This is a genomic window from Aromatoleum anaerobium (assembly GCF_012910705.2).
GTDB lineage: Bacteria > Pseudomonadota > Gammaproteobacteria > Burkholderiales > Rhodocyclaceae > Aromatoleum > Aromatoleum anaerobium.
The window spans coordinates 1-25,839 of the sequence record NZ_WTVG02000038.1 but is presented as its reverse complement, the minus strand read 5'-3'; the positions used below and the strand labels follow the sequence as shown (position 1 = coordinate 25,839).

At 67.1% G+C, this 25,839-nt stretch carries 23 protein-coding genes; 15 read left to right on the top strand and 8 right to left on the bottom strand.

What is annotated here, in order from left to right; all coding sequences use genetic code 11:
• Positions 1–119 precede the first annotated feature (119 nt).
• From GO606_RS09015 to GO606_RS08995, 5 genes are all read left to right on the top strand, one after another.
• Entirely contained in the window at positions 120–860 is a 741-nt protein-coding gene (locus tag GO606_RS09015) for a (Fe-S)-binding protein (RefSeq protein ID WP_211166693.1), read from the top strand.
• Positions 860–2,302: a LutB/LldF family L-lactate oxidation iron-sulfur protein gene (locus tag GO606_RS09010; protein WP_169119071.1), complete on the top strand. Its 1,443-nt coding sequence runs from the start codon at positions 860–862 to the stop codon at positions 2,300–2,302. Before GO606_RS09015 ends, GO606_RS09010 begins: the two co-directional genes overlap by 1 nt.
• A gap of 85 nt (positions 2,303–2,387) precedes the next feature.
• Positions 2,388–3,041: a LutC/YkgG family protein gene (locus GO606_RS09005; protein ID WP_169119070.1), complete on the top strand. Its 654-nt coding sequence runs from the start codon at positions 2,388–2,390 to the stop codon at positions 3,039–3,041.
• Positions 3,042–3,120: 79 nt separating this feature from the next.
• Positions 3,121–4,377: a putative Na+/H+ antiporter gene (locus GO606_RS09000; RefSeq protein WP_169119069.1), complete on the top strand. Its 1,257-nt coding sequence runs from the start codon at positions 3,121–3,123 to the stop codon at positions 4,375–4,377.
• Between the two features lie 133 nt (positions 4,378–4,510).
• Complete coding sequence (locus tag GO606_RS08995) at positions 4,511–5,728, top strand: pseudouridine synthase (RefSeq protein ID WP_246979461.1); 1,218 nt, start codon at positions 4,511–4,513, stop codon at positions 5,726–5,728.
• On the opposite strand, the gene GO606_RS08990 is transcribed toward GO606_RS08995, so the two are convergent.
• From GO606_RS08990 to GO606_RS08965, 6 genes are all read right to left on the bottom strand, one after another.
• Entirely contained in the window at positions 5,705–5,974 is a 270-nt protein-coding gene (locus tag GO606_RS08990; RefSeq protein WP_169119068.1) for a hypothetical protein, read from the bottom strand. The two genes, GO606_RS08995 and GO606_RS08990, sit on opposite strands and share 24 nt — an antisense overlap.
• 166 nt (positions 5,975–6,140) lie before the next feature.
• Positions 6,141–7,340 carry an ABC transporter permease gene (locus tag GO606_RS08985; protein ID WP_169119067.1) on the bottom strand — a complete coding sequence of 400 codons (1,200 nt, stop codon included), beginning with the start codon at positions 7,338–7,340 and terminating at the stop codon, positions 6,141–6,143.
• A complete protein-coding gene (locus GO606_RS08980) occupies positions 7,337–8,545 on the bottom strand; it encodes an ABC transporter permease (protein WP_169119066.1) in 1,209 nt (402 codons plus the stop codon). The genes GO606_RS08985 and GO606_RS08980 overlap by 4 nt, the downstream gene beginning before the upstream one ends.
• Entirely contained in the window at positions 8,546–9,244 is a 699-nt protein-coding gene (locus GO606_RS08975; RefSeq protein WP_169119065.1) for an ABC transporter ATP-binding protein, read from the bottom strand.
• Between the two features lie 7 nt (positions 9,245–9,251).
• Entirely contained in the window at positions 9,252–10,424 is a 1,173-nt protein-coding gene (locus GO606_RS08970) for an efflux RND transporter periplasmic adaptor subunit (protein ID WP_169119064.1), read from the bottom strand.
• A 122-nt stretch (positions 10,425–10,546) separates the two neighbouring features.
• Positions 10,547–12,280 carry a glutamine--tRNA ligase/YqeY domain fusion protein gene (locus GO606_RS08965; protein ID WP_169119063.1) on the bottom strand — a complete coding sequence of 578 codons (1,734 nt, stop codon included), beginning with the start codon at positions 12,278–12,280 and terminating at the stop codon, positions 10,547–10,549.
• Positions 12,281–12,638: 358 nt separating this feature from the next.
• On the opposite strand from GO606_RS08965, the gene GO606_RS08960 reads away from it, so the two are divergent.
• A complete protein-coding gene (locus tag GO606_RS08960) occupies positions 12,639–13,670 on the top strand; it encodes an IS110 family RNA-guided transposase (RefSeq protein ID WP_169120919.1) in 1,032 nt (343 codons plus the stop codon).
• A 355-nt stretch (positions 13,671–14,025) separates the two neighbouring features.
• Entirely contained in the window at positions 14,026–14,430 is a 405-nt protein-coding gene (crcB, locus tag GO606_RS08955) for a fluoride efflux transporter CrcB (protein ID WP_425532205.1), read from the top strand.
• Positions 14,431–14,442: 12 nt separating this feature from the next.
• On the opposite strand, the gene GO606_RS08950 is transcribed toward crcB, so the two are convergent.
• Positions 14,443–15,741 (bottom strand): TIGR03862 family flavoprotein, encoded by a 1,299-nt coding sequence (locus GO606_RS08950; RefSeq protein WP_169120489.1) that lies wholly within the window; start codon positions 15,739–15,741, stop codon positions 14,443–14,445.
• Complete coding sequence (locus tag GO606_RS08945; protein ID WP_169120491.1) at positions 15,738–16,238, bottom strand: DNA-deoxyinosine glycosylase; 501 nt, start codon at positions 16,236–16,238, stop codon at positions 15,738–15,740. Before GO606_RS08945 ends, GO606_RS08950 begins: the two co-directional genes overlap by 4 nt.
• 211 nt (positions 16,239–16,449) lie before the next feature.
• Between GO606_RS08945 and GO606_RS08940 the strand changes: the two genes are divergently transcribed.
• The 8 genes from GO606_RS08940 (at position 16,450) to dnaB (ending at position 25,788) form a co-directional block, all read left to right on the top strand.
• The gene (locus GO606_RS08940) at positions 16,450–17,049 is read left to right on the top strand and encodes a Yip1 family protein (RefSeq protein WP_169120493.1); all 600 of its coding nucleotides are present in this window, start codon (positions 16,450–16,452) and stop codon (positions 17,047–17,049) included.
• Positions 17,050–17,298: 249 nt separating this feature from the next.
• Entirely contained in the window at positions 17,299–21,372 is a 4,074-nt protein-coding gene (gene hrpA, locus GO606_RS08935; RefSeq protein ID WP_169120497.1) for an ATP-dependent RNA helicase HrpA, read from the top strand.
• 164 nt (positions 21,373–21,536) lie between these two features.
• Positions 21,537–22,688: an ISAs1 family transposase gene (locus GO606_RS08930; RefSeq protein ID WP_246979353.1), complete on the top strand. Its 1,152-nt coding sequence runs from the start codon at positions 21,537–21,539 to the stop codon at positions 22,686–22,688.
• A 126-nt stretch (positions 22,689–22,814) separates the two neighbouring features.
• Positions 22,815–23,201: a 30S ribosomal protein S6 gene (gene rpsF / locus GO606_RS08925; protein WP_011238126.1), complete on the top strand. Its 387-nt coding sequence runs from the start codon at positions 22,815–22,817 to the stop codon at positions 23,199–23,201.
• 1 nt (position 23,202) lies between these two features.
• A complete protein-coding gene (gene priB, locus GO606_RS08920; RefSeq protein ID WP_169120790.1) occupies positions 23,203–23,559 on the top strand; it encodes a primosomal replication protein N in 357 nt (118 codons plus the stop codon).
• Positions 23,519–23,794 carry a 30S ribosomal protein S18 gene (rpsR, locus tag GO606_RS08915; protein WP_053421062.1) on the top strand — a complete coding sequence of 92 codons (276 nt, stop codon included), beginning with the start codon at positions 23,519–23,521 and terminating at the stop codon, positions 23,792–23,794. Before priB ends, rpsR begins: the two co-directional genes overlap by 41 nt.
• A gap of 15 nt (positions 23,795–23,809) precedes the next feature.
• Entirely contained in the window at positions 23,810–24,262 is a 453-nt protein-coding gene (gene rplI / locus GO606_RS08910) for a 50S ribosomal protein L9 (RefSeq protein WP_169120788.1), read from the top strand.
• Between the two features lie 125 nt (positions 24,263–24,387).
• Positions 24,388–25,788, top strand: a complete 1,401-nt coding sequence (gene dnaB, locus GO606_RS08905) for a replicative DNA helicase (protein WP_169120786.1) — start codon at positions 24,388–24,390, stop codon at positions 25,786–25,788.
• Positions 25,789–25,839 lie beyond the last annotated feature (51 nt).

Here is a 25,839-nt window from a genome sequence, read left to right as displayed (position 1 = left end):
GATCGGATTCTTGGTTTCGGGGGGAGAGGTCACGCGGGTCACTGCGGGTTTTCCTTAACTTGTACAGTTTACTCGGGCGTCGTAATTTCGCCTAGTGAAATGAAATGGCGTTTGTCGGAATGACGGAAGAGAAAATGCGCGTCGGCCTGTTCGTGACATGCCTGGTGGATCTGATGCGCCCGCGCATCGGTTTCGCCGCCCTGCGACTGCTCGAAGCGGCGGGCTGCGAGGTCGTCGTGCCCTCCACCCAGACATGCTGCGGACAACCGGCCTTCAACTCCGGCGACACCCGCGTCGCGCGCGCGCTGGCGCTGAAGCTGATCGCCGAATTCGATGGGCTCGACTACGTGGTCGTTCCGTCCGGGTCGTGCGGCGGGATGATCCGGGCCCATTATCCGCAGCTGTTCGACGACGATCCGGCCGCCGCGGCGCGTGCCCGGGCGCTGGCGGCGCGCACGTTCGAACTGACGGATTTTCTCGTCTCCGTGCTCGGCGTAGGCGGCGTGCCAGGCGACTTCGAAGGCACTGTGACCTACCACGACAGTTGCTCGGGGCTGCGCGAACTAGGCGTGAAGGCGCAGCCGCGCGCGCTGCTCGCGCACATGCCGGGCGTCGAGCTGAAGGAGATGGCCGCGAGCGAGGAGTGCTGCGGCTTCGGCGGCCTGTTCTCGGTGAAGTTCGGCGACATCTCGACGCGCATCGTCGATCGCAAGTGCGACAACATCCGGGCGACGGGAGCCGACGCGGTGGTGCTCGGGGATCTGGGCTGCATGCTGAACATCGAGGGCCGGCTGCGTCGCCGCGGCGACGAGCGCACGCGCGTGCTGCATGTCGCCGAGGTGCTGGCCGGGGAAGACTGATGCGCTCGCAGGCAATGTTCTTCAAGGCGCGGGCCGGCGACAAGCTCGCGGACCGCCAGCTGCAGGCGAACCTCGGCAAGGCCAAGAGCCGCTTCGTCGAGGGGCGGGCGCAGGCGGTGGCCGACTACGATGCCGCTCCCGGCGCCGACTTCGAGGCGCTGCGGGACGCGGCGAGCGCGATCCGCGACCGCGTGCTGGGCAACCTCGACGTCTGGCTCGAGACGTTCGAGGACAAGGCCCGCGCCCGCGGCGCCGAGGTGCTGTACGCGCGTGACGGGGCCGAGATCTGCCGGCTCGTCGTGGACATCGCGCGCCGCCATGGCGTGACGAAAGCCGCGAAGTCGAAATCGATGCTGTCGGAAGAGGCCGGCCTCAACGAGGCGCTCGCCGCCGCCGGAATCGAGCCGGTCGAGACCGACCTGGGCGAATACATCCTGCAGATCAACGACAACGAGCCGCCTTCGCACATCATCGCGCCGGTCTTCCACAAGTCGAAGGAGGAAGTGGCCGAACTTTTCGCCCGCACCCACCACACGCCGAAAAAGGACGACATCGCCGGCATGGCGCGCGAGGCGCGCGAAGTGCTGCGCGAGCATTTCATGAGCGCCGAAATGGGCATCAGCGGCGCGAACTTCCTCATCGCCGAGACTGGTTCGGTGGCACTCGTGACGAACGAGGGCAATGGGCGGATGGTGACGACGCTGCCGAAAGTGCATGTCGTCGTGACGGGGATCGAGAAGCTCGTCCCGACGCTCGAGGACTTCTCGACGCTGATGCGGCTCTTGCCGCGCTCGGCGACCGGCCAGCGCATCTCGAATTACGTGTCGGTGCTGACCGGCGTGAAGGGCGAGGACGATCTCGACGGCCCCGAACACCTCTACGTCATCCTCGTCGACAACGGCCGCGCGAGCCTCGTCGGCACCGAGTTCGAGCCGATGCTGCGTTGCATCCGCTGCGGCGCGTGCATGAACCACTGCCCGGTGTATCAGAGCGTCGGCGGGCACGCGTACGGCTGGGTTTATCCGGGGCCGATGGGCTCGGTGCTGACGCCGCTCTATACCGGCATCGAGAACGCGCTCGACCTGCCGCACGCCTCGACGCTGTGCAACCAGTGCGGCGTCGTCTGTCCGGTGAAGATTCCGCTGCCGGAGCTGCTGCGCAAGCTGCGCGAGAAGCAGGTCGAGCTGAAGCTGCGCCCGTGGCGCGAACGGCTCGCGCTGCGACTGTGGGGCTGGGTCGCGAGCCGCCCGGCGCTGTACGGATTCGCGGCGCGCACCGCGGTGCGGTACCTGAACCGGCTCGCCGGCGGCACGGACCGCATCCGGGCGCTGCGCGCCGCACCGGAGTGGACGGCAGGCCGCGATCTGGCCGCGCCGGAAGGGCGGACGTTCCGCGAGCTGTATGCCGAACGGGTTCGGCATGAGGGGAGGACGACGCGATGAGGTGCAGCGCGCTGCTCGAACACGGCGCGGCCGGTGCGCAATTGCGCCGCCCGCGGTCCTTCGCGGATGCCACCGGAGGCGAAGAATGAACGCGCGTGACGATATCCTGGGGCGCGTCCGCGCCGCACTGGGTCGCACCGAGCGCAGCCGGGAGGCGGCGCGGGCCGATGTGAAAACAGCGTTCAATGCGCCCGCCGCCGGCCCGCGCCCGCTGTTCGACGCCGATCTCGCGGCCCGCTTCCGGTGCGAGGCGGAGCGCATGTCGAGCACGATCGACGAGGTCGCGGCGCTCGCCGACGTGCCGGCCGCCGTTGCCCGCTATCTCGATGCCCGCGCGCTCGGTCGCCGTGGCGTCGTGTGGCCTTCGCTCGCCGGGCTGGACTGGGCGGCGGCGGGCCTGGCGATGGAGGCGCGCGCCGCCGGCGACGCGGATCTCGTCGGCGTCACCGGGTGTTTCTGCGCGATCGCCGAGACCGGCACGCTGATGACCTGTTCCGGCCCCCGCACCCCGGCGGCGACGAGCCTGCTGCCCGAGACTCATGTCGCGGTGGTGCCGATGTCGCGCATCGTCCCGGCGATGGAAGAGGCCTGGGCGCTCGCGCGCAGCGAAATCGGCGAACTGCCGCGCGCGGTGAATTTCATTTCCGGCCCGTCGCGCACCGGCGACATCGAAATGACGATCGTGCTCGGGGCGCACGGCCCGTACCGCGTGCATCTGGTCCTCGTGCGCGGCGAATAGCGCCTTTTGCGGCGGAAACGCGGCGCCCGACCGCCTATAATCGGGCGCTTCCGGTTTTTTGATGATGGCAAGGTCCTGAATGAATCCCTCGATGCTCGAAGTGGTCGGCACCGGCTTGTTCGCGGTGGCGGTCGCCCATACGTTCCTGACCAAGTACTTCGAGCATCTCGCTCACCTCCAGCCCAATCACGCCGGCATCTGGCACCTGCTCGGCGAAGTGGAAGTCGTGTTCGGCTTCTGGGCGTTCGTGCTGCTCATTTTCATGGCCGTGACCGGCGGTGCGAGCGCCCCGACGACGTATCTCGAAGGGCTGAACTACACCGAACCGGCGTTCGTGTTCATCATCATGGTGGTTGCCGCGAGCCGGCCGATTCTCGAGCTGTGCAAGATCGGCGCGCGTGCGCTGGCCCGTTACATTCCGCTCCATGACAGCGTCGCGTTCTACTTCGTGTGCCTGGCGGTGCTGCCGCTGCTCGGGTCCTTCATCACCGAACCGGCGGCGATGACGCTGGCCGCGCTGATGCTGCGCGACAACTTCTACGCGAAAGGGATCTCGCACCGGCTCAAGTACGTCACGCTCGGCGCGCTGTTCGTGAACGTGTCGATCGGCGGCACGCTGACGCATTTTGCCGCGCCGCCGGTGCTGATGGTGGCCGCGAAGTGGAACTGGGACATGTGGTACATGCTCGGCCATTTCGGCTGGAAAGCAGCGCTCGCCGTGTTCGTCAACGCCGGCATCGCGACCTTCCTGTTCGCGCGGGAACTGAAGGCGCTGAAGGTCGACGCGCGGAGCAAGGATCGCACCGTGCCGTGGGCGCTGATCACCGCGCACGTCGCGTTTCTCGTCGGCATCGTCTATTTTGCCCATCACCCGATCGTGTTCGTCGGCCTGTTCCTGCTGTTTCTTGGCGTCGCCGAAGGCTACCGGCATTACCACGACCGACTGATGCTGCGCGAAGGCCTGATGGTCGGCTTCTTCCTCGCCGGGCTGGTGACGCTCGGGGCGCTGCAGCAGTGGTGGCTGCAGGACATCCTTGCGGGCATGGACACGACCGCGCTTTATTTCGGCGCCACGGCGCTGACCGCGATCACCGACAATGCCGCACTGACGTATCTCGGCTCGCTCGTCGAAGGCACGGATGAGGCATTCAAGTATTCGCTGGTCGCCGGTGCGGTCACCGGAGGCGGCCTGACCGTGATCGCGAACGCGCCGAACCCGGCGGGCTTCGCGATCCTGCGCGGCAATTTCGACGACGAGGCGATCAACCCGCTGGGCCTGCTGGTCACCGCGCTGCCGCCGACCTTCGTCGCGATCCTCGCGTTCCAGTTGCTGTAAGGGAGCAGGGCGGCCGGACCGGGTTCGACGGGCGCAGCGAAGAATCGCCCCGGGAAGACAGACCGCGGCCGCCGCCGCGCGTATGATTCGGCACCGGCCCCGCGCGGCCGACTTTTTCTGATTGCAGGTTTCCATGAAACGCTCCCCCACCGCCGGAGATACCGGCCGGCCCGCCGCCGAGACGGACGACACGACAACCAAGCCTTCCCGCAGCGTTGCCCGCGACGAGGCCGCAACCGGCACCCGCCGCACGACCCTCGGCGTCAAGCCGGCTGAGGCCGCCGATGCGGTGGCCGCCGGCAACGACGTGCCCGCGAGAAAATCCGGATTGCGCACGCGCTTCCTGCCGTCGGCCGATCGCCGCGGCACGGGAAAGCCTCCCGAGCACCAGGCTGCAGCCCCATCGAAAGACTCCAATCGCAAGCCCGGGGGGCCGCGCAAGAATCCCCCTCATCCTCACCCCCCCGCTTCCGCAGCCGGCGAGGGTCCCGCGCGCAGGACCGCGAAGGCTCCCGCTGCCGGACGCACTTCGGACCGTCCGCGGCCACGGGCTCCCGATACTGTGCGTCCCCGGCCCGTCGCGCCGTCCGTTCCCGCGCCGGCGCTGGCCCAGAGCGACGCGCCGGAAGGGGTGCGGCTGTCGAAAATCATGTCCGAACGCGGCCTGTGTTCGCGTCGCGAGGCCGACGAGATCATCGAGCGCGGCTGGGTGTTCGTCGACGGGCAGCGGGTCAGCGAACTGGGCATCCGCATCGACCCGAACGCCGAGATCACGCTCGCCGCGCAGGCGAAGCGCCGTCAGATGGAGCAGGTCACGATCCTGCTGCACAAGCCGGTCGGCTACGTGTCCGGCCAGCCCGAGCCGGGCTTCGAGCCGGCGGTGTCGCTGATCGGGCCGGACAACCAGTTCGACCGCGCCGACGCGCAGCGCTTTCATCCCTCGCACCTGAAAGGGATCGCGCCTGCGGGGCGGCTCGACATCGACTCGACCGGCCTCCTGGTGCTGACGCAGGACGGACGGATCGCGCGCCAGCTGATCGGCGACGATTCGAAGGTCGAGAAGGAATACCTGGTGCGGGTCGAAGGCAGACTGGACGAACGCGGCCTCGCGCTGCTCAACCACGGCCTCGAACTCGACGGCCGGACGCTGCGTCCGGCGAAAGTCGAGTGGCTCAACGAGGATCAGCTGCGCTTCGTGCTGCGCGAAGGCCGCAAGCGCCAGATCCGGCGGATGTGCGAACTGGTCGGACTGAAGGTCGTCGGCCTCAAGCGCGTCCGCATCGGGCGCGTCAAGCTCGGCGACCTGCCGCTCGGGCAGTGGCGCTTCCTACGAGAAGACGAACGCTTCTGAACGTGGCTGCGCCTCGTCGCCGAGCCGGGTGCCGCGGACTTTCGGGCTTCGCGGCGGCGGCGCCCGCCGGCAGGGCAAGCTTGCCGGATCGGTGACGCCGGATTGTTCGGTGAAGATGCCTTTCAGCGGGCAGTCGAAGCCGGGCGGGCAACTGTGCTCGCACGCACATTCCTGCTGGGTTTCGTCCAGCAGCACCAGCTCCCGTACGGCCTCGCAGCGGCCGACGGGCGAGTCGAAGAAACACATGACAACCTCCATGTTGCAGTTGCGCGAAGAGTGAATCCGTCGATTCACTGTAGTCGCCGTGGACGGCGGTCGCCGCAGCCGATCGCAGACGTTTGATCTGCCGCAATGAAACTGCCGTGGACAAGCGCTTCGCCTGCGCTTCAGCTGTTCCGCTGTTCCGCTGTTTCTATTCGGCGCGCAGCGCTTGGACCGGATCGAGCCGCGCCGCCTTGCGCGCCGGCAGCACCCCGGCGAGCAGGCCGATGGCGATCGCCAGCACTTCGGCGACGACGACGAAATGCCACGGCGTGCGCACTGGCAGCGCCGGCACGAGCAGCCCGACGAGCTGCGCGAGCCCGGCCCCGGCGAGGAGGCCGAGCGCGCCGCCGATCGCAGCCAGCGCGACGGCTTCGCCGAGGAACAGGCCGAGTATCGTCGCGCGCCGTGCACCGAGCGCGACGAGCAGGCCGATCTCGTTGGTGCGTTCGGTCACCGCGATCGTCATGATCGTGACGATGCCGACGCCGCCGACGGCGAGCGAGATGCCGCCGAGCGCTCCAACTGCCGCAGTGAGAATGCCGAGGATGTTCGACAGCCGCGCGAGCATGTCTTCCTGCGTCGTCAGCGTCACGTCGTCCTGGCCGTGGCGCGCGGTCAGCAGTGTGCGGATCGCCTCCGCCACGGCCGCGGCCGGCGTCGTTTCCGCGTACGTGACGTCGATCTCCATCAGCCCTTCGCGGTTGTACAGCGCGAGCGCGCGCGCCGTCGGGATATAGGCGGTGTCGTCGAGATCGACGCCGAGGAACTGGCCTTTCTCCGCCATGACGCCGATGACGCGGTAGCGCTCGCCGCCGATGCGCAGCCGTTCGCCGAGCGCGTTCGCATTGCCGAACAGTTCGCGCTTGAGCTTCGCGCCGAGCACGACGAATGCGCGCGCGCCGGCCGGGTCGTCCGGCGGCAGGAAGCGGCCGATGCCGACCCGCATCGAAAAGAGCCGGTCCATCTCGGCGCCGACGCCGTAGACGCTGGTGCGCCGCACCCGCCCGGCCGCGGAGACCTCCGAGTTGCCGTGCACGATCGGCGTCATGCCGGTGACGAGCGGCAGCCGCGCGATCGCGGCGGCGTCGTCGAGCGTGAGCTCGCGCGTCGTGCTCGGCAGCCCCGGCGGGCCGCCGCGCGCGCCCTGCCGGCCCGGCGTGACCTGGATGATGTTGGTGCCGAACTGCGTGAATTCCTTGAGCACGAACTGGTGCAGGCCTTCGCCGATCGAGGTCAGCAGGATCACCGCGGCGATGCCGACGCCGATGCCGAGCAGCGTCAGGAAGCTGCGCAGCCGGTGCGCGACGAGCGAGCGCAGCGCGAGCTGGAGGAAGTCCGCGAGGCTCATCGCTTCGCCAGCGCCTGCACCGGGTCGAGGCGCGCGGCGCGCCGCGCCGGCATCACGCCGAACAGCACGCCGGTCACGATTGCCGTGCCGAGCCCGGCGTACACGGCCCAGTCCGGCGGCCAGGCCGGCAGCACCGGGAACGCGAGCCGCAGCCCCCACGCGCCGAGATGCCCGAGCGCGAGGCCGGCGAGCGCACCGGCGAGCGACAGCAGCGCCGCTTCGGCGAGAAAGGCGAGGCGGATGTTGCGACCGGTCGCGCCGAGCGCCTTCAGCAGGCCGATCTCCGCGGTGCGCTGCGTGACCGCGACCAGCATCACGTTCATCACGAGGATGCCGGCGACCGCCAGGCTGATCGCGGCGATGCCGGCGACCGCGAACGTCAGCGCGCCGAGGATGCGGTCGAAGGTGCCGAGCACCGCGTCCTGCGTGATCACGGTGATGTCGAGTTCGCCGTCGCGGCGCGTGCGCATGATGTCTTCGACCTGGCGCTGGGCCGAGGCGAGCGCGTCGCGGCTGCGCGCCTCGACCATCACGCGGAACAGGGTGTTGGTGTTGAACATCGCCTGCGCCGTTGCGACCGGCACGACGACCAACTCGTCGGTGTTCATGCCCAGGCCCTGGCCGGACTTCTCGAGCACGCCGATGACCCGCAGCCGCCGGTCGCCGACGCGGATCATGCGCCCGACCGCGGGCTCGATGCCGAACAGTTCGTCGCGCAGCGTCGCGCCGAGCACCGCGACGGACGACGCGCGTTCGAGATCCTCGCGCGGCAGGAAACGCCCCAGCGCCATGCGGTAGCCGCGGATGCCGAGGTAGTCCGCGCTGGTGCCGAGCACGAGCACTTCGCGCAGCCGTCCGCCGTACGCGATTTCGGAATTGCCGAGGGTCAGCGGGGTGATGCGCTGCACGTCGGGCGCGCGCAGCAGCGCCGCGGCGTCGCGCACCGTGAGATCGCGCGGCGTGCTCGTGAACAGGCTGCCGAGCCCGACGCCGCCGGTTTCCGAACGCCCGGGCAAAACGATGATGAGGTTGCTGCCGAGCGCGGAAAACTCGTTGACGACGTAACGGCGCGCGCCGTCGCCGAGCGCCGTCAGCACCACGACCGCAGCGACGCCGATCGACATCGCGAGGATCATCAGCGCGGTGCGCAGCGGGTAGCCGGTGGCCGCGCGCGTCGCGAAGCGCAGGGTGTCGGCGGGCGTCATTCAGGCGGTGGAAGCGGCGTCCGCACGCAGGTCGCCGACGAGCGCGCCGTCTTCCATCATCAGCCGGCGCCGCGCCCGCCCGCCCATCACCGGGTCGTGGGTGACGACGATCAGCGTCACGCCGGAGGCGTTCAGGCTCTCGAGCAATGCGGTGACGTCCTGGCCGGTCGCGCGGTCGAGGTTGCCGGTCGGCTCGTCGGCGAGGATCAGCGCCGGGCGCATGATCGTCGCGCGCGCGATCGCGACGCGCTGGCGCTGGCCGCCAGAGAGTTCGTCCGGGCGATGATTGGCGCGGGTGTCGAGACCGAAGTTCTTCAGCGCCTCGGCGACGCGCGGGCCGCGCTCGACGGGCGGTACGCCGGCGAGCATCAGCGGCAGCGCGATGTTCTCGGCGGCGGTGAGCCGCGGCACGAGATGGAAGCTCTGGAACACGAAACCGATACGGTTGCGGCGGACTTCGGCCTGCTCGTCGGCGGTGAGCGTCGTCACGTCGCGCCCTTCGAGCCGGTAGGTGCCGGCGTTCGGGCGGTCGAGCAGGCCGAGCAGGTTCAGCAAGGTGGATTTGCCGGAACCGGACGGCCCCATCACGGCGACGTATTCGCCGGCCTCGATCGCGACCGTCACGGCGTGCAGCGCATGGACTTCGCTGTCGCCGAGCGTGAAGACGCGTTCGATGCCGGAGAGTTCGATCTGCGCCATGGGTGTTTCAGCGCGCCGCGCGTCGGTCGTTTTCCGGCTCGACCCGCGCGCCGGGCTTGACGCCCTCGCGTTCGAGCGAGCTGACGATGCGGTCCCCCACGGCGAGCCCGTCGAGCACTTCCGTGTAGTCCCAGTTCGCCACCCCGGGCTTGATCTCGCGCGCTTCGAGCGTGCCATCCGATTCGCGATAAAGCAGCACCTGGTTGCCTTCCTGCAGCGTCGCGGTCGGGATGCGCAGCACGTTCTCGCGCACCTCGAGCACGATCTCGGCGTCGGCGCTGTAGCCGACAAGGAGGCCGCGCGCTTCAATCGGCCGGACGAAGTCGAGGTCGACATCCACCGTGCGCGCCTGCTTCTCGACGGCGGTGATATAGGGCGCGATGCGCTTGACCGTCGCGTCGAACACTTTTCCCGGCAGCGCGTCGAGAGTCACGCGGGCGCGCTGGCCGGGATGGATTTTCGGTGCGTCGATCTCGTCCATCGGCGCCTTGACGTACAGGCAGCTGTCGTCGATCAGGTCGATCGCCGGCGGCGTCGGCACGCCGGGCGGGGACGGCGTCGAATATTCGCCGAGCTCGCCGGTGATCTTCGCGACCGTGCCGGCAAACGGCGCGATCAGCACGGTGCGCTGCCGGTCGGTGGCGGTCGCCTCGATCTGCGCTTCGGCGGTGCGCGTGTCGGCGCGCGCGGTTTCGCAGGCGGCCCGGCGCGCCCGGGCTTCAGTGCGGGCCTGCTCCTCGCGCGACGCCGAAATGAATTTGCGCTGGAAGAGTTCCGTCTGGCGCGCCGCTTCGCGTTCGGCATTGTCGGCTTGCGTGCAGGCTTCCTGCACGCGTTTGCGCGCTGTCTCGAGTTGCGCGCGGTTGACGGCGAGCCGGGCGTCCTGGTCGGCGTTCCACAGGCGCATCAGCACCTGCCCGGCTTCGACCCGGTCGCCTTCCTCGACGCCGAGAAAATCGATGCGCCCGCCGATGATCGTCGACAGCCGGGTGCGCTGGCAGGCCTCGATCTCGCCGGCGCGCGTATTCGACAGCGTCGCCTCGACGACGCCATGCCCGACTTCGACGAGCAGCACCGGGACCGGTTTGGGGCGGGTGAACCACCAGATGGCGGTGATGACGAGGGCAAGGACGAGGAGGGTGACGAGAACCGCGCGGACGCGGCGAAAGAGGGGAGTCATCGGCTTTCAATCGGCATTTTTCGCCGATGATCCGCCGATGCCCGCGGCGGCGCAACCGCGGCGCGGGCTGCCGCGGCCGGACGTCCCGGCGGCCGTGCGGAGCCGCTCCCGGACCAAGCCGCTTATCCTTTGGTCTTGCTCCACGAATCCTTCAGCGTCACGGTGCGGTTGAAGACCGGTGCTCCGGCGGTCGAATCGATGCGGTCGGCGACGAAGTAACCGTGGCGCTCGAACTGGAAATGGTCTTCCGGCCGGGCGTTCGCGAGCGCCGGTTCGAGCTGCGCGCGGATCGTCAGCTTCGACGTGTCGTTGAGATCGTCGATGTAGCTGCGCTCGAAATCCTCCGGATCGCCTTCGCGCCGGTTGCCGGGGTAGGGATGGGCGAACAGCCGGTCGTAGAGCCGCACCTGGGCTTCGTACGCGTGCGCGACGGACACCCAGTGCAGGTTGCCCTTGACCTTGACGCTGTCGGCGCCCGGCGTGCCGGATTTCGTGTCGGGCAGATACTCGCACAGCACCGCGGTGACGTTGCCGTCGGCATCCTTCTCGCAGCCGGTGCATCTGACGACGTAGCCGTAACGCAGCCGCGCCATGTTGCCGGGGTAGAGGCGGTGGAAGCCCTTGGCCGGGGTTTCCATGAAGTCCTCGCGCTCGATCCACAGCTCGCCCGAGAACGGCATCGCGCGCTTGCCCAACTCGGGTTTGAGCGGATGGTTCGGCGCCTCGCACTGCTCGCTGTGGCCGGCCGGGTAGTTCGTGATGACGAGCTTCAACGGGTCGAGCACCGCGACGCGGCGCTCGGCGGCGAGGTTGAGATCCTCGCGCATGCATTCCTCGAGCACGCTGAGGTCGATCCACGTATCCGACTTCGTCACGCCGATGCGTTCGGCGAAGAGACGGAAGCCTGCTGCCGTGAAGCCGCGGCGGCGCGCGCCGGCGAGCGTCGGCAGGCGCGGGTCGTCCCAGCCGTCGACATGGTGTTCATCGACGAGCTGGATCAGCTTGCGCTTCGAGAGCACGACGTAGGTCAGGTTCAGCCGTGCGAATTCGATCTGCTGCGGCAGCGGCCGCGGGAAGAAGCCGCCGGTCGCGAGCGCGTCGAGCAGCCAGTCGTAGAACGGGCGCTGGTCCTCGAACTCGAGCGTGCACAGCGAATGCGTGATGCCTTCGATCGCGTCCTCGATCGGATGGGCGAAGGTGTACATCGGGTAGATGCACCAGGCGTCGCCGGTGCGGTGGTGAGTCGCGCGGCGGATGCGGTAGATCGCCGGGTCGCGCAGATTCAGGTTCGGCGAGGCCATGTCGATCTTCGCCCGCAGCACGTGCGCGCCGTCGTGAAACTCGCCGGCGCGCATGCGGCGGAAGAGGTCGAGGTTCTCGTCGACGCTGCGGCTGCGGTACGGGCTCTCGCGCCCGGCTTCGGTCAGCGTGCCGCGATACGCGCGCATCTCCTCGGCCGACAGCGATTCGACGTAGGCGCGGCCGGAGCTGATCAGGTATTCGGCGCACGCATACATGCGATCGAAATAATCCGAGGCGAAATACAGGTGCTCGCCCCAGTCGAAGCCGAGCCAATGCACCGCCTCGATGATCGAATCGACATATTCCTGCTCTTCCTTTTCGGGATTGGTGTCGTCGAAGCGCAGATGGCAGGCGCCGCCGTAGCTCTGCGCGAGGCCGAAGTTCAGGCAGATCGACTTCGCGTGGCCGTAGTGCAGGTAGCCGTTCGGTTCGGGCGGAAAGCGCGTTTCGACGCGGCCGCCCCATTTCCCGCTCCGGTTGTCCTCGTCGATGAGGTTGCGGATGAAGTTGCTCGCAGGGGGCGCAATGGCGCCGGATTTCGGAGTGTCGGACACGGGGTGAAGCCTCGAAGAATGGGTGCAATGCCCGGAAGCCGGCGATTCTACCGCTGCCCCCGGTTGAAATCGAACGCCGCGGCAGGTGGCAGGGCGTTGCGCCGGTCGCGTCCGGTAGAATGCCGGCGGTTTCGCACGTACAGGAAATGGTATGGACGCCTCCCGCCCCCCGTGAGCGCTGAACACGAGTTACCCACCGCGCCGGTCGCCTGCGGTGATAGAGGGACCTGCGGCGCCCGGCGCCGTGGATAACTCTGCGGGGGTGGTCGATCGAGAGGTGGACCCTCACGGGCCGACGGCATCAAAGTGCCAAGGTGGAAGATACGAAGATCTTCACAGGCAAACCGGAGGGTCCGAGATGAATGATAGCAAAACGGTCGTCGGCATCGACATTGCCAAGCGGGTGTTCCAGTTGCACTGGATCGACATGGAGACGGGAGAGATCGTGAGTTTGCCGCTCAAGCGCGAGAAGTTTCTCGAGCACTTCGCCAACCGGCAGCCCTGCCTGATCGGCATGGAGGCCTGCGGCGGCGCGCAGCACTGGGCGCGGAGCCTCACGGCGCTGGGGCACCAGGTCAAGCTGCTTCCTGGCAAGGCGGTCAAGCCCTTCGTGACGGGCAACAAGAATGACCGCCACGATGCGCGGGCGATCTGGACGGCGGTACAGCAGCCGCACGTCAAGGCCGTCGCCATCAAGAGCGAGGAACAGCAAGCGATCCTGGCGCTGCATCGCATGCGCAGCCAGCTGGTCAAGTTCCGCACCGCCCAGATCAACGGCCTGCGGGGATTGCTCACCGAATACGGCGAAGTCATGGCGCAGGGAAAAGCCGCCATCCGGAAGGGCATCACGCAAGCCCTGGCACGACTGTCGGATCGCCTGCCGGCGATCGTCATCGACACCCTGCGCGAGCAGTGGGCGCGCATCGAGAAGATGGATGCCGAGATCGCCACTATCGAGCGGCGCATCAAAGACTGGCTCAAGCAAGACGCTGCCTGCCGGCGCATTGCCGAGATTCCTGGCGTCGGGCCGCTGACCGCGACCGCCGCCGTCGCCATCATGGGCGATGCCAAGACCTTCAAGTCCGGGCGGGAGTTTGCCGCTTTCGCCGGACTGGTGCCACGACAGACCGGCACGGGCGGGCGAGTCAAATTGCTTGGCATCAGCAAGCGCGGCGACACCTACCTTCGAACGCTGCTCATCCACGGCGCCCGGGCGGTTCTTACGAACGCGAAGGATCCGGGCCCGTGGGTGACTGCATTACGCCAGCGCCGACCGCTCAACGTCGCGGTGGTGGCCTTGGCCAACAAGATGGCGCGGACGATCTGGGCGATTCTCGCTCATGAACGGACGTACCAAAGGGAGTTTGTGACTCAACCCGCGCAGGGCTGAAGCACAACGTCAATCAACCACTTTGAAGAAAGGAGTGGCCGCCGTAAAGGTTGCGAAGGTACGAAAACGTGTGATGGCAAACAGGTCAGACCGTGACCCGCCAAGCCTGTATGACGTTCCGGACTTCGAGTCCACCAAAGGAAATGAGGCGCGGGTCAGCGGATTCCATCAGGGCCAGCAGGCATCGGCCTGCACCACAGGCCGGATATAAAACTGCAGCCTATCTGTCCCAACACACCAAATCGTCCTTGCAAACGGGAGGCGTCCATATAAATGTCATGGCAGGTGAGCCGATCGAGCCGGTACCGATCTCCCGGACGTCCGTTCCGACGGGCGAAGAGGCGATGCGGGATGGATGGGTGCGATGACGTCGCCGGTGACGGTGTCGGCGTTCGTCGCGGTCGGTGCCGGCGCGGCGGTGGGCGCCTGGCTGCGCTGGGGGCTCGGATTGCTGCTCAATCCGCTGTTTCTCGCCATTCCGTTCGGCACCCTCGCGGCGAACCTGCTCGGTGGCCTGCTGATGGGCGGCACGCTGGCGTGGATTCACGCGGTGCCCGAGATGCCGCCGGCGCTCAGGCTGCTGCTGACGACCGGCTTCCTCGGCGGGCTGACGACTTTTTCGACGTTCGCTGCCGAGTCCCTGCATCTGATGCAGCGCGGCGAATGGGGCTGGCTCGCGCTGCACACGCTCGTCCATGTCGCCGGTTCGCTGCTGATGGCGTGGGTCGGCTACACCGCGTTCAACGTTTGGCGCGGCTGAGCGCGGAACACCCTACTTTCGCGTCGCGCTCGCCAGCCATGCGCTTGCGCCCAAGCCTGCGGCGCGTCCCGTCGCAAAGCAGCCGGTCAGCAGGTAGCCGCCGGTCGGCGCCTCCCAGTCGAGCATCTCGCCGCAGCAGAACATCCCCGGGAGCTTGCGGATCATCAGGCCTTCGTCGAGCTCCTCGAACACCACGCCGCCTGCGGTGCTGATCGCTTCGTCGAGCGGGCGGGGCGCAACCAGTTTGAGCGGCAGCGCATGGATCGCCGCGGCAAGCCGGGCGGGCGATGCGAATGCATCCGGAGCCACGCACTCGCGCAGCAGCCCGGCCTTGACGCCGGTGATGCCTGCCTTGCTCTGCAGGTGGCTCGACATCGAACGCGCACCGCGCGGTCGCGACAGCTCTTCGGTGAGCCGTTCGAGCGTGCGGCCGGGCGCGAGATCGATCGAAAGTTCGACCGTGCCGTTCGCCGCGAGCGTGTCGCGCAGCGGCGCCGACAGCGCGTAGATCAGGCTGCCTTCGAGCCCGGTTGCGGAAATCATGCATTCGCCGGCGCGGTGATGCGTCTCGCCGTGCGCGTCGGCGAAGCTCAGCGCGACGGATTTCAGCGGCTGGCCGGCGAAACGCGCGCGGAAATGCTCGCTCCAGCCGGTGCCGGTCGCACCACGACGGGATTCTTGCGCGGCGACATCGAAGCCGCAGTTCGCAGCTTTCAGCGCGGCGATCGTGACCTTGCGCCCGCCCAGCCACGGCACCCACGCGCCGTCCGAGCCGAGTCTCGCCCAGCTCGCGCCGCCGAGTGCGAGCACGACTGCCTCGGCGTCGACGAGGCGCTCGCCGGCGGGCGTCGCGAAGCGCAATCCGTGCGTCGCCAGGGCGTCGCCCGGCTGCCAGCCCGTCCAGCGGTGGCGCACGTGAAACCGCACGCCCGCCCCGCGCAGCCGGTGCAGCCACGCGCGCAGCAGCGGCGCCGCCTTCATTCCGACTGGAAACACGCGCCCGGAACTGCCGACGAAAGTCTCGATGCCGAGTCCGTGTGCCCAATCGCGCAGCGCGGCCGCGCCGAACGTCGCGAGCAGCCGTTCGAATTCGGGCCTTCGCTCGCGATAGCGCGAAGCAAAGGCGTCAGGCGCTTCCGAATGCGTCAGGTTCAGGCCGCCGATGCCGGCGAGGAGAAACTTGCGTCCGAGCGAAGGCATCGCATCGAAGACGTCGACGGCGTGGCCGCGCGCCGAAAGCATCTCGGCCGCCATCAATCCTGCCGGCCCGCCGCCGATGACGGCGACCCGGCGTTCCCCGCCGCCGCTCATCGCGCGATTTCCCGCCACGCCGCGAGCTTCGCCGCATACGGGATCGACGCATTTGCCGGGCTCGTCGACGGCAGCCGCCGAACGTCGAATTCGAAGCGCGCTCCGACCGCGGGCAGGACGTGGCGGCGGAAGCATTGTTCGGCCGTCGTGCCGTTGCAGAACACCCGATCGATCGCCGGGTGGGTGGCGAAGAAGGCCGCGAAATCATTCACCTCGATCGAGTCGTTCTCGATGTTCGAATCGAGGCTGCCGTGCCGGCGACACGCGCCGAGCACGTCCCACAGCGCGTAGCCGGCATCGGCCAGGCGTTGCGTGCGCTCCGCATAAGGCAGCGCCGGATCGATGCCGAGCACTTCGCCGAGGATCGGCCAGAAGAGATTGCGGCGGTGCGCGTAATACTCGAGCGCCGCCAGCGAGGCGGCACCCGGCATGCTGCCGAGGATCAGGGTGTGGGCGCCGGGAGCGGCGACCGGCGGAAAGCCTTCGAGTCGGGACATGGGGGAGCGGGGGAGTCGGCCGGAAGGCGCGCGAGGACAGCGCGCAAGCGACGCAAGGTACCGAGCGATTCCGTCGTCGGCAAGTCCCGTGGCGGCAGGCGCGGGTCCGGCCGGGGTTTTTCCGGGTGTCTACAATGAGAACGAAGCGGGACTTTTCGCCGCCCTGAACGGTCGAATTGCAGTCTCGTCACGTGAACCGAGGAGGTCGGCGATGAACACGCACAATCTTCCGAAAATGTTCTATTCGTACCGGGAGGGCTGGCAGTACCTGATCGAGATCCATCCCGGCGTGAGGAAGCTTTTCACGACGTTCGTGCTGCCGATGTCGCTGATCCCTCCGGTGATGTTGCTGTATGCGTTGCTGGTCATGCCGGGAGGCGTGTTTCCGGAGCTGGTGCCGGCGATCACGGTCGGCGAAGCGCTCGCCGCGGCCGTCGCGTTCTTTCTCGCCGAACTGGCGATGGTCGCGCTGATGGCGTCGATCATCCAGCAGATGGGTGACGTCGTCGATGCGACGCCGACCTACCAGGACGCGTTCCTGCTCGCAGCCGTGGCGCCGACACCGCTGTGGATTTCGGCGCTCGCGCTGTTCGTCCCGATCACGTGGTTCAACGCACTCGTCGTTGCAGTCGCGTGGGTTGCCTCGGCGGCGCTGATCTACCACGGCGTCTATCCGCTGTTCAGGCTCGAGGACAAGAGCAAGGCGCGGGTCATGGGCACTTTCGTGCTGATGGCCGGCATCATCGCGTGGATGGCATTGCTGGTCGTTCTGGCGCTCGCGATGAGCATGATCATCGGCCTGCGCGGCTGATCGCGCCGCCGACGGCGAGGGGCGGAAGATTCCGTCCCTCGCTCCGGTCGGCACTCCACGCCATGCGGCGGCCCCGCCGCGTTCTGGCATAATCCCGCCTCGCCACCGGAAAGGCCGTCCTCGCCGGCTCGTCCGGAACGATTTCCCTCTTCCGGCGTCGGACGCGCTTATTGTCCGGCGACACCGATATTGAAAACCATAGACACGCTTTCCGCCCACGCCGGCGAACGGCAATCCTTCGCCGACTGCCTGAGCGCCGACCGCCCGCGACTGCAGCGCCTCGCCCGCGACCTCGGACGAGCCCAGGGCGCCCGGCGGGAGCGCGCGCAAGCTGATCTCGAGGCGCTGCTGACGCGCTCGCGCGCGGCCCTCGCCGAACGAAAGTCGGCGCTGCCGCGCCCCGACTTCCCGCCGGAGCTGCCGGTCACGCAGAAGCGCGCCGAGATCGCCGCCGCCATCGCCGCGCATCAGGTCGTCATCGTCAGCGGCGAAACCGGCTCGGGCAAAACGACTCAGCTGCCGAAGATCTGCCTCGCGCTCGGCCGCGGCGCCGCGGGGCTCATCGGCCATACCCAGCCACGCCGCCTCGCCGCGCGCGCGACCGCGACGCGCATCGCGCAGGAGCTGAAATCCGAGCTCGGCCAGGCGGTCGGCTACAAGATCCGTTTCACCGACCGCATCGGCGCGGCGACCCACATCAAGCTGATGACCGACGGCATCCTGCTCGCCGAGACTCAGGGCGACCCGCTGCTCGCCGCGTACGACACGCTGATCATCGACGAGGCGCACGAACGCAGCCTCAACATCGACTTCCTGCTCGGCTACCTGAGGACGCTGCTGCCGCGCCGTCCCGACCTGAAAGTGATCGTCACGTCGGCGACACTCGACGCGGAGCGCTTCGCGCGCCATTTCGGCACGCCCGGAAAGCCGGCGCCGGTGATCGAGGTGTCGGGGCGGCTGTATCCGATCGAGATGCGCTACCGGCCGGTCGAGGACGACGACGAGCCTGCGACGGACCAGCGTCGTGAGGCTGCGCGCCGCGACAAGGGACAGGGGCGGGATCTCTTCGACGCGATCGTCGATGCGGTCGACGAGGCGCATCGCAGCGGGCCGGGCGACGTGCTGGTGTTCCTGCCCGGAGAGCGCGAAATCCGCGAGGCGGCCGAGGCGCTGCGCAAGGCGCACCACGCCGGCAGCACCGAGGTTCTGCCGCTCTTCGCGCGCCAGTCGGCGCAGGAGCAGTCGCGCGTGTTCGCGCCGGGGCGCGGGCGGCGCGTCGTGCTCGCGACGAACGTCGCCGAGACGTCGCTGACGGTGCCGGGCATCCGCTACGTCGTCGATACCGGCCTCGCGCGCGTCAAGCGCTACTCGCACCGCAACAAGGTCGAGCAGCTGCAGATCGAGAAGATCGCGCAGTCGGCCGCGAAGCAGCGCGCCGGGCGCTGCGGCCGGGTCATGGACGGGATCTGCTTCCGGCTGTACGACGAGACGGATTTCGACAAACGCCCGGCGCACACCGACCCGGAGATCCTGCGCTCGTCGCTCGCCGGCGTGATCCTGCGCATGAAATCGCTGCACCTGGGCGAAGTCGAGGATTTCCCCTTCCTCGACGCGCCGCTGCCGCGCATGATCGCCGACGGCTACCAGCTGCTGATCGAACTCGGCGCCCTGAACGAGCCATCCCGCGACGGCGAAGTCCGCGAGCTTACGCCGATCGGCCGCGAGCTCGCGAAGCTGCCGCTCGACCCGAAGATCGGCCGCATGATCCTCGCCGCACGCGATCGGGGCTGCCTGGCTGAAGTGCTCGTGATCGCCGCCGCGCTGTCGGTGCAGGACCCGCGCGAGCGCTCGCCGGAGAGCCCCGGCGCGGCCGACCAGGCGCACGCGAAATTCCGCGGCGGCGAACAGGACCAGCGCTCGGAATTCCTGTGGTACTGGAACCTGTGGAAAGCCTGGGACGAAGTGCTGCGGCACGAGTCCGGAGCCAAGCAGAAAGCGTGGGCGAAGCGCCATCATCTGTCCTACATGCGGCTGCGCGAATGGCGCGACGTGCATAGCCAGCTGCTGACGCTGTGCGCCGAGCACGGCTGGAGGGAAAACCAGCAGCCGGCGCAGTACGAACCGCTCCACAAGGCGCTGCTGACCGGCCTGCTGGGTCACGTCGGCAGCAAGATCGAGGATGCGAGCGGCCCGCAGGCGGGCAGTTATCTCGGCGCGCGCGGCATCCGCTTCTGGCCGCATCCCGGTTCGGCGCTGGCGAAAAAGGCCGGCAAGTGGATCGTCTGCGCCGAACTCGTCGAGACCTCAAGGCTCTTCGGCCGTTGCCTCGCGAAGATCGAGCCGGAATGGCTGGAAGAAATCGGCGCTCATCTCGTCAAGCGTCAGGTCTTCGAGCCGCACTGGTCGAAGGCGTCGGGAGCGGTGCGCGCGTGGGAGCGCGGCACGCTGCACGGACTCGTGCTCTACCCGCGGCGCGGGGTCGGCTACCGCGACACCGATCCGGCGCTGTGCCGCGAACTCTTCATCCGCGAAGGTCTCGTGCAGGGCGAAATCGCCGAGGGGCCGGCGCGCGGCATGGCTTTCCTGCAGCACAACCGGCGGCTCGTCGCCGAGATCGAACGGCTCGAACACAAGTCGCGGCGGCCGGACGTGCTCGTCGATGAGGAGCTGATCTTTGCCTTCTACGACGCGAAACTGCCGCCCGACGTCATGGATGTCGCGAGCTTCGAGCGCTGGCGCAAGACGGCCGAGCAGGCCGAGCCGAAGCTGCTGTACCTGACGCGCGACCAGCTGATGCGCCACGAGGCCGAAGGCATCACGACCGACCGCTTCCCGTCGACCTTCGACGTGCTCGGGCAGAAGCTGAAGCTGACCTATCTTCACCAGCCCGGCGAGCCCGACGACGGCGTCACGCTGACCGTGCCGCTCGCGATGCTGAACCAGGTGCCGGCGAATCGCTGCGAGTGGCTCGTGCCCGGCCTGCTCGGGGAAAAGGCCGCCGCGCTGCTGCGCACCGTGCCGCAGCGGCATCGCCACCGGCTGCAGCCGGTCGCTGACAGCGCCGCTGCTTTCGTCGAACAGTTCGAGGCGGGCGAGTTCAATGGCGACGAAGCGCTGCTGCGCGCGCTGCAACGCTTCGTCGAGGAGCGCGTGTCGCTGAAGCTGCCGATGGAGTCCTTCCGCCCTGAAAACCTCAATCCGCATTTCTTCATGAATTTCCGCGTCGTCGACGAGCATGGCCGCGTGCTCGGCCAGTCGCGCAACCTGGCGGAATTGCGCACGAGGCTGCGCGACCAGGTCGCCGAGCGCTTCCGCGCGGCGCGCATCGCGTTGCCGGAACACGAAGCGGCGAAGCAGTCCGACACTTTGCCTCGCGGAGCAACGTCTCCCGCGAGCCGCGTCGCGCGCGCAAAAGCCGGCGCCACGGCTGGTGCGGAGCACCAGTCACCGTCATCTCCCGCATCCCCAGCTCTGGAGGGCTTCACGGCTTGGACTTTCGGCCCGCTGCCCGAACTGCTCGAAGTAAAAGTCGCCGGGCGTGACGTCATCGGCTATCCGGCGCTGCACGATGACGGCGACAGCGTCTCGCTGCGCCCCTACGACACGCCCGAGGAAGCGGCGAAAGTCCATCGCAAGGGGCTCGCGCGGCTCTTCACGCTCGTGCTCAAGGACCAGGTCAGGGCGATCGAGAAGCTGCCCGGCCTGCGCGATCTGGCGCTCGCGTTCATCCCGTTCGGCACCGAGGCCGAACTCAAGGCGCAACTCGTCGCCGCAACCCTCGCGCGCACTTGCCTGCTCGATCCGCTGCCACCCGACGCCGCAAGCTTCGAGCGCCGCTGCGCGGAGGCCAAGCCGCGCGTCACGCTCGTCGCGCAGGAATTCATGCGCCTCGCCGCCGCGTTGATCGCCGAGCACGCGGCGCTGCAGAAACGGCTGACCGGGCTGCGCGCGTTTCCCGAGGTCGCCGCCGATATCCAGTCGCAAGTGCGCGAACTGCTGCCGAAGAACTTCCTGCTCGCGTTCCCGTGGGAGCGCCTGGCGGAATTTTCCCGCTACCTGAAGGCGGCCGGCGTGCGGCTCGACAAGCTGCGCAACAATCCGGCGCGCGACGCCCAGCTCGCCGCCGACTGGCGCTCTCTCGCGCAGCCGTTCGAGCGCGAGCTGCTCGCGAAACGCAAGGCGGGCGTCACCGATCCGGCGCTCGAGGAATTCCGCTGGCTGCTCGAGGAGTTGCGCGTCGGGCTGTTCGCCCAGGAACTGAAGACGCCGATGCCGATGTCGCTCAAGCGGCTGCAGAAGATCTGGGATGCGCGACCGCGTTGAGGATGATGCGAGGCCGGATGGCGGCCGGATCCAGGGCAATCGCATCAAAATGCGGATGCCATTGTCGTTGACCCACTGAAAAAACCGTTAACAGTCAATGGATTACGCCGGGGCTGTTCACAGGATCTTGATTTGTGTAGTTTTCTGTCTTTTTGGGGTGACTCATGGAGACGGGAAATCGGGGAACTGGAAGCGAGAAGTTGTCGCTGGTGGAGGCGTTTTCTGGCCTTCCTGATCCGCGTGTGGCGGGACGGTCGAAACACGACTTGGTGGAGATACTGGTGATCACGGTCTGCGCCCTGGTGTGCGGGATCGACGACTTTGTCGGCGTTGAAGACTGGTCCAAGGAGCGCCTTGACTGGTTGCGGCGCTTCTTGAAGCTGGAGAACGGGATTCCGTCGCACGACACTATTGGCCGTCTGTTCGGGCTGCTGGACAAGAAAGCGCTGGAGGCAGGGTTCCGCCGCTGGGTCGGCGGCGTGCTGCCGGCGCTGGCCGAAGGCACGGTCGTGGCGATCGACGGCAAAGCGAGTCGGCGCAGTCGTCAGGCGGGCAAGCAGGCATTGCACATGGTCAGTGCGTTCGCCGCCGAGGCCGGATTGGTGTTGGGGCAGGAAGCCTGTGCCGAGAAGTCCAACGAACTGACCGCGATTCCCGTCCTGCTGGAAGCCCTGATGCTCAAGGGTGTCATCGTCACCATCGATGCCATGGGTACCCACGCCAACATCGCCCAATCGATTCGGGACAAGGAAGCCGATTACGTCCTGTCCGTGAAGGACAACCAGCCGACCCTGGCTGAATCGATCACGACCTTCTTCGAGATCGGCCAGTCCGAGGGCTGGAAAGCGACCAGGCACACCTACGTCGAGTCGGTCGAGAAGGATCACGGCCGTCTGGAAGTGCGCCGCTGCTGGGCCTTCGATCAACTGGCGTGTTTGGCCAATCCGCAGCAATGGCCGGACCTCATGATGTTCGGGGTGATTGAGGCAGAACGGACGATCAACGGCAAGACCAGCTGCGAGCGTCGCCTCTATATCGGCAGCATTGCCGCCGATGCCGCAACGCTGGCGAATGCGGTTCGCAGTCATTGGGGCATAGAAAATCGTGTTCATTGGTGCCTCGATGTCGCCTTGAACGACGACCAGATGCGTGCCCGCGTAAAGAACGCCGGCGCCAACCTCGCCATCATTCGTCGTCTTGTCCTCAATCTCTTTCGCCTCGACTCTTCTCGAAAAACCGGCATCCACACTCGACGCATCATCGCCGCCTCTTCCGACTCCTACCGCGAAACTATCTTGGGACTACAGGGGATTTGATGCGATTGCCCTGCGGCCGGATCGTGCTTTTTGATTCCCTGCGCCTTTCCTGCTATCCTGCCCGGCTTTCCCTTGCTCCACCGGTCCGCATGCCGGGGAGCTGACATCAAACCGCAAGGAGTCTGCATGCGACATTATGAAGTTGTATTCATCGTCCACCCGGACCAGTCGGAACAGGTCCCGGCGATGATCGAGCGCTACAAGGCGATCGTCACCGCGCGCAATGGCCAGATCCATCGCCTCGAAGACTGGGGCCGCCGCCAGATGGCTTACCCGATCCAGAAGGTGCACAAGGCCCACTACGTGCTCATGAACATCGAGTGCGACGGCGAAGCCCTCGGCGAACTCGAGCATGCGTTCAAGTTCAACGACGCCGTGCTGCGTCACCTGGTCGTCAAGACGAAGGCCGCCGTGACCACTCCGTCGCCGATGATGAAGGAAGAGAAGTCGCGTTCGCTGACCGCCGCACCGGCCACCGACGAAGCGAAGCCGGCCGAGGCCGAATCCGCCTGAGGTGGCTGAACCCGGGGCGAACGAACTGCGCCTCGATGCACGGATAGCCGAGATGCTGCCGTTGCGTCGAACCCCGGCAGGAGTGCCGATCGCCGCTTGCGGCCTCGCGCACGAATCGAAACAGGACGAGGGTGGCATCGCCCGCGACGTTTCGGTGGAACTGCAGGCGGTCGCGGTCGGCGAGTTGGCCAGCGTGCTGGCCGGCGCCTCTCCCGGCATGAGGATACGGGCCACCGGCTTTCTCGCAGCGAAGAGTCTTCGCAGCCGGATGCCGGTGCTGCACCTGAGCAAGATCGAATTTCTGGAAGGAAATGAAAATGGCTTTCAAGCCCAAGTCGAAGTTCAAGAAAAAGGATGATCGCGGCAACCGCGGTCTGTTCAAGCGTCGCAAGTTCTGCCGCTTCACCGCGGAGAAGATCGAGGAAGTCGACTACAAGGATGTCGATATCCTGAAGGACTTCGTCACCGAAAACAGCAAGATCATGCCGGCCCGCATTACCGGCACGAAGGCCGGCTACCAGCGTCAGCTGTCGACCGCGATCAAGCGCGCACGCTTCCTCGCGCTGCTGCCCTACACCGATCTGCACAAGTAAGAGGAGAGATCGGACATGCAAATCATTCTGCTCGAAAAAGTCGCCAACCTCGGCGTGCTCGGCGACGTCGTCAAGGTCAAGGACGGCTACGCGCGCAACTACCTGATCCCGCAAGGCAAGGCCAAGCGCGCGACGCAATCGAACATGGCCCAGTTCGAGGCCCTGCGCGCCGAACTCGAACGCGCTCACGCCGAGAAGGTGGCAGAGGCCCAGGCGATCGCCACCAAGCTCGAAGGCCTGATGGTGCAGATTACCCGCAAGGCCGGCATGGACGGACGCCTGTTCGGTTCGGTCAGCAACATCGACATCGTCGACGCGCTTGAAAAGCAGGGCTTCAAGATCGAGCGCAGCGCCGTGCGCATGCCGGAAGGCCCGATCAAGCAGGTCGGCGATTCCCAAATCGATGTCGCGCTGCACTCTGATATCGTTGTGCCGATCACCGTTTCGGTGCTGGGCGAACAGCAGTAAGCTGCGCAGGAAGTCTAATCCTGAAGGGGCTGCTTCGGCAGCCCCTTTGCTTTTCAGCGTCGTCTTTTCAGTCCTGTTCCCGCTTCGCTAGAATTTCTCCCCTTTTCGCAAGGACCCGTGCCCCGATGGCCACTTCAAAGCGACGCTTTTCCGATAGCTCGAGCGATCCGCAGATTTCCGCAATCAAGCTCCCGCCACATTCGCTCGAGGCCGAACAGTCGCTGATCGGCGGCATCCTGCTCGATAACGCCGCGTGGGAGCGAATCGCGGATCTCGTCAATGAGGTGGATTTCTACCGGGACGACCATCGCCGCATCTACCGTCACATCTCCCGACTGATCGACCTGGGGAAACCCGCGGACGTCGTGACGGTCTTCGAGTCGCTCGAAAAGAACGGCGAAGCCGAGCAGGCGGGCGGGCTCGCATACCTCGCGGAAGTCGCGAACAACACCCCGTCTGCGGCAAACATCCGCCGCTACGCGGAAATCGTCCGCGAGCGGGCGATCCTGCGCAAGATGGTCGCCGTGGGCGATGAGATCGCCGCCAGCGCGCTGAGCGCGTCCGGCAAGGACGCGAAGACGCTGCTCGACGAGGCCGAAGCCAAGGTCTTCGAGATCGCCGAGGCCGGCGCGCGCCACGCGAGCGGCTTCGTGTCGATCCAGCCGATCCTGAAGCAGGTCGTTGATCGCGTCCAGGAACTGTACGACCGCGACAACCCGCTCGAGGTGACCGGAGTGCCTACCGGCCTCATCGACCTCGACGAGAAGACTTCCGGCCTGCAGCCGTCCGACATGATCATCGTCGCGGGCCGACCCGCGATGGGCAAGACAACTTTCGCGCTGAACGTCGCCGAGCATGTCGCCGTCGATTGTCGTTTGCCGGTGGCGATTTTCTCGATGGAAATGCCGGGCACGCAGCTCGCGACACGTTTCATCTCGTCAGTGGGGCGAATCGACCAGCAGAAGATCCGTACCGGTCGTCTCGGCGACGAGGATTGGCAGCGGCTCACGGCGGCGATGGGCAAGCTCTACGACGCGCCGTTGTTCATCGATGAGACGCCGGGCCTCAACCCGATCGATCTTCGCGCGCGTGCGCGCCGTTTGTCGCGCCAGTGCGGCAAGCTCGGCCTGATCGTCATCGACTACATCCAGCTGATGACCGGCACGAAGGACACGGACAATCGCGCCTCCGAGCTCTCCGAAATTTCGCGTTCGATCAAGTCGCTCGCGAAGGAACTGCACGTACCGATCATCGCGCTGTCGCAGCTCAACCGCAGCCTGGAGCAGCGCCCGAACAAACGTCCGGTGATGTCCGACCTGCGTGAATCGGGTGCTATCGAGCAGGATGCCGACATCATCATGTTCATCTACCGCGACGAGGTCTACAATCCGGACTCCCCGGACAAGGGCTCGGCCGAGCTGATCATCGGCAAGCATCGTAACGGGCCCACCGGAACGGTCCGGATGACGTTTATTGGCGAATGCACGCGGTTCGAGAATTATGCGGGAGGCTCGGCCGGGTATTGATGGGGCGTTTTCAAATCGCTTCAGGAAGGGGTTGACGGCCTGTTGGATGTG

Bases quoted from the DNA above. Each gene is read 5' to 3' on its own strand.
- GO606_RS09015 (WP_211166693.1), top strand. From the start codon at position 120: ATGACGGAAGAGAAAATGCGCGTCGGCCTGTTCGTGACATGCCTGGTG.
- GO606_RS09010 (WP_169119071.1), top strand. From the start codon at position 860: ATGCGCTCGCAGGCAATGTTCTTCAAGGCGCGGGCCGGCGACAAGCTC.
- GO606_RS09005 (WP_169119070.1), top strand. From the start codon at position 2,388: ATGAACGCGCGTGACGATATCCTGGGGCGCGTCCGCGCCGCACTGGGT.
- GO606_RS09000 (WP_169119069.1), top strand. From the start codon at position 3,121: ATGAATCCCTCGATGCTCGAAGTGGTCGGCACCGGCTTGTTCGCGGTG.
- GO606_RS08995 (WP_246979461.1), top strand. From the start codon at position 4,511: ATGAAACGCTCCCCCACCGCCGGAGATACCGGCCGGCCCGCCGCCGAG.
- GO606_RS08990 (WP_169119068.1), bottom strand. From the start codon at position 5,974: ATGTGTTTCTTCGACTCGCCCGTCGGCCGCTGCGAGGCCGTACGGGAG.
- GO606_RS08985 (WP_169119067.1), bottom strand. From the start codon at position 7,340: ATGAGCCTCGCGGACTTCCTCCAGCTCGCGCTGCGCTCGCTCGTCGCG.
- GO606_RS08980 (WP_169119066.1), bottom strand. From the start codon at position 8,545: ATGACGCCCGCCGACACCCTGCGCTTCGCGACGCGCGCGGCCACCGGC.
- GO606_RS08975 (WP_169119065.1), bottom strand. From the start codon at position 9,244: ATGGCGCAGATCGAACTCTCCGGCATCGAACGCGTCTTCACGCTCGGC.
- GO606_RS08970 (WP_169119064.1), bottom strand. From the start codon at position 10,424: ATGACTCCCCTCTTTCGCCGCGTCCGCGCGGTTCTCGTCACCCTCCTC.
- GO606_RS08960 (WP_169120919.1), top strand. From the start codon at position 12,639: ATGAATGATAGCAAAACGGTCGTCGGCATCGACATTGCCAAGCGGGTG.
- crcB (WP_425532205.1), top strand. From the start codon at position 14,026: ATGGGTGCGATGACGTCGCCGGTGACGGTGTCGGCGTTCGTCGCGGTC.
- GO606_RS08950 (WP_169120489.1), bottom strand. From the start codon at position 15,741: ATGAGCGGCGGCGGGGAACGCCGGGTCGCCGTCATCGGCGGCGGGCCG.
- GO606_RS08945 (WP_169120491.1), bottom strand. From the start codon at position 16,238: ATGTCCCGACTCGAAGGCTTTCCGCCGGTCGCCGCTCCCGGCGCCCAC.
- GO606_RS08940 (WP_169120493.1), top strand. From the start codon at position 16,450: ATGAACACGCACAATCTTCCGAAAATGTTCTATTCGTACCGGGAGGGC.
- GO606_RS08930 (WP_246979353.1), top strand. From the start codon at position 21,537: ATGGAGACGGGAAATCGGGGAACTGGAAGCGAGAAGTTGTCGCTGGTG.
- rpsF (WP_011238126.1), top strand. From the start codon at position 22,815: ATGCGACATTATGAAGTTGTATTCATCGTCCACCCGGACCAGTCGGAA.
- rpsR (WP_053421062.1), top strand. From the start codon at position 23,519: ATGGCTTTCAAGCCCAAGTCGAAGTTCAAGAAAAAGGATGATCGCGGC.
- rplI (WP_169120788.1), top strand. From the start codon at position 23,810: ATGCAAATCATTCTGCTCGAAAAAGTCGCCAACCTCGGCGTGCTCGGC.
- dnaB (WP_169120786.1), top strand. From the start codon at position 24,388: ATGGCCACTTCAAAGCGACGCTTTTCCGATAGCTCGAGCGATCCGCAG.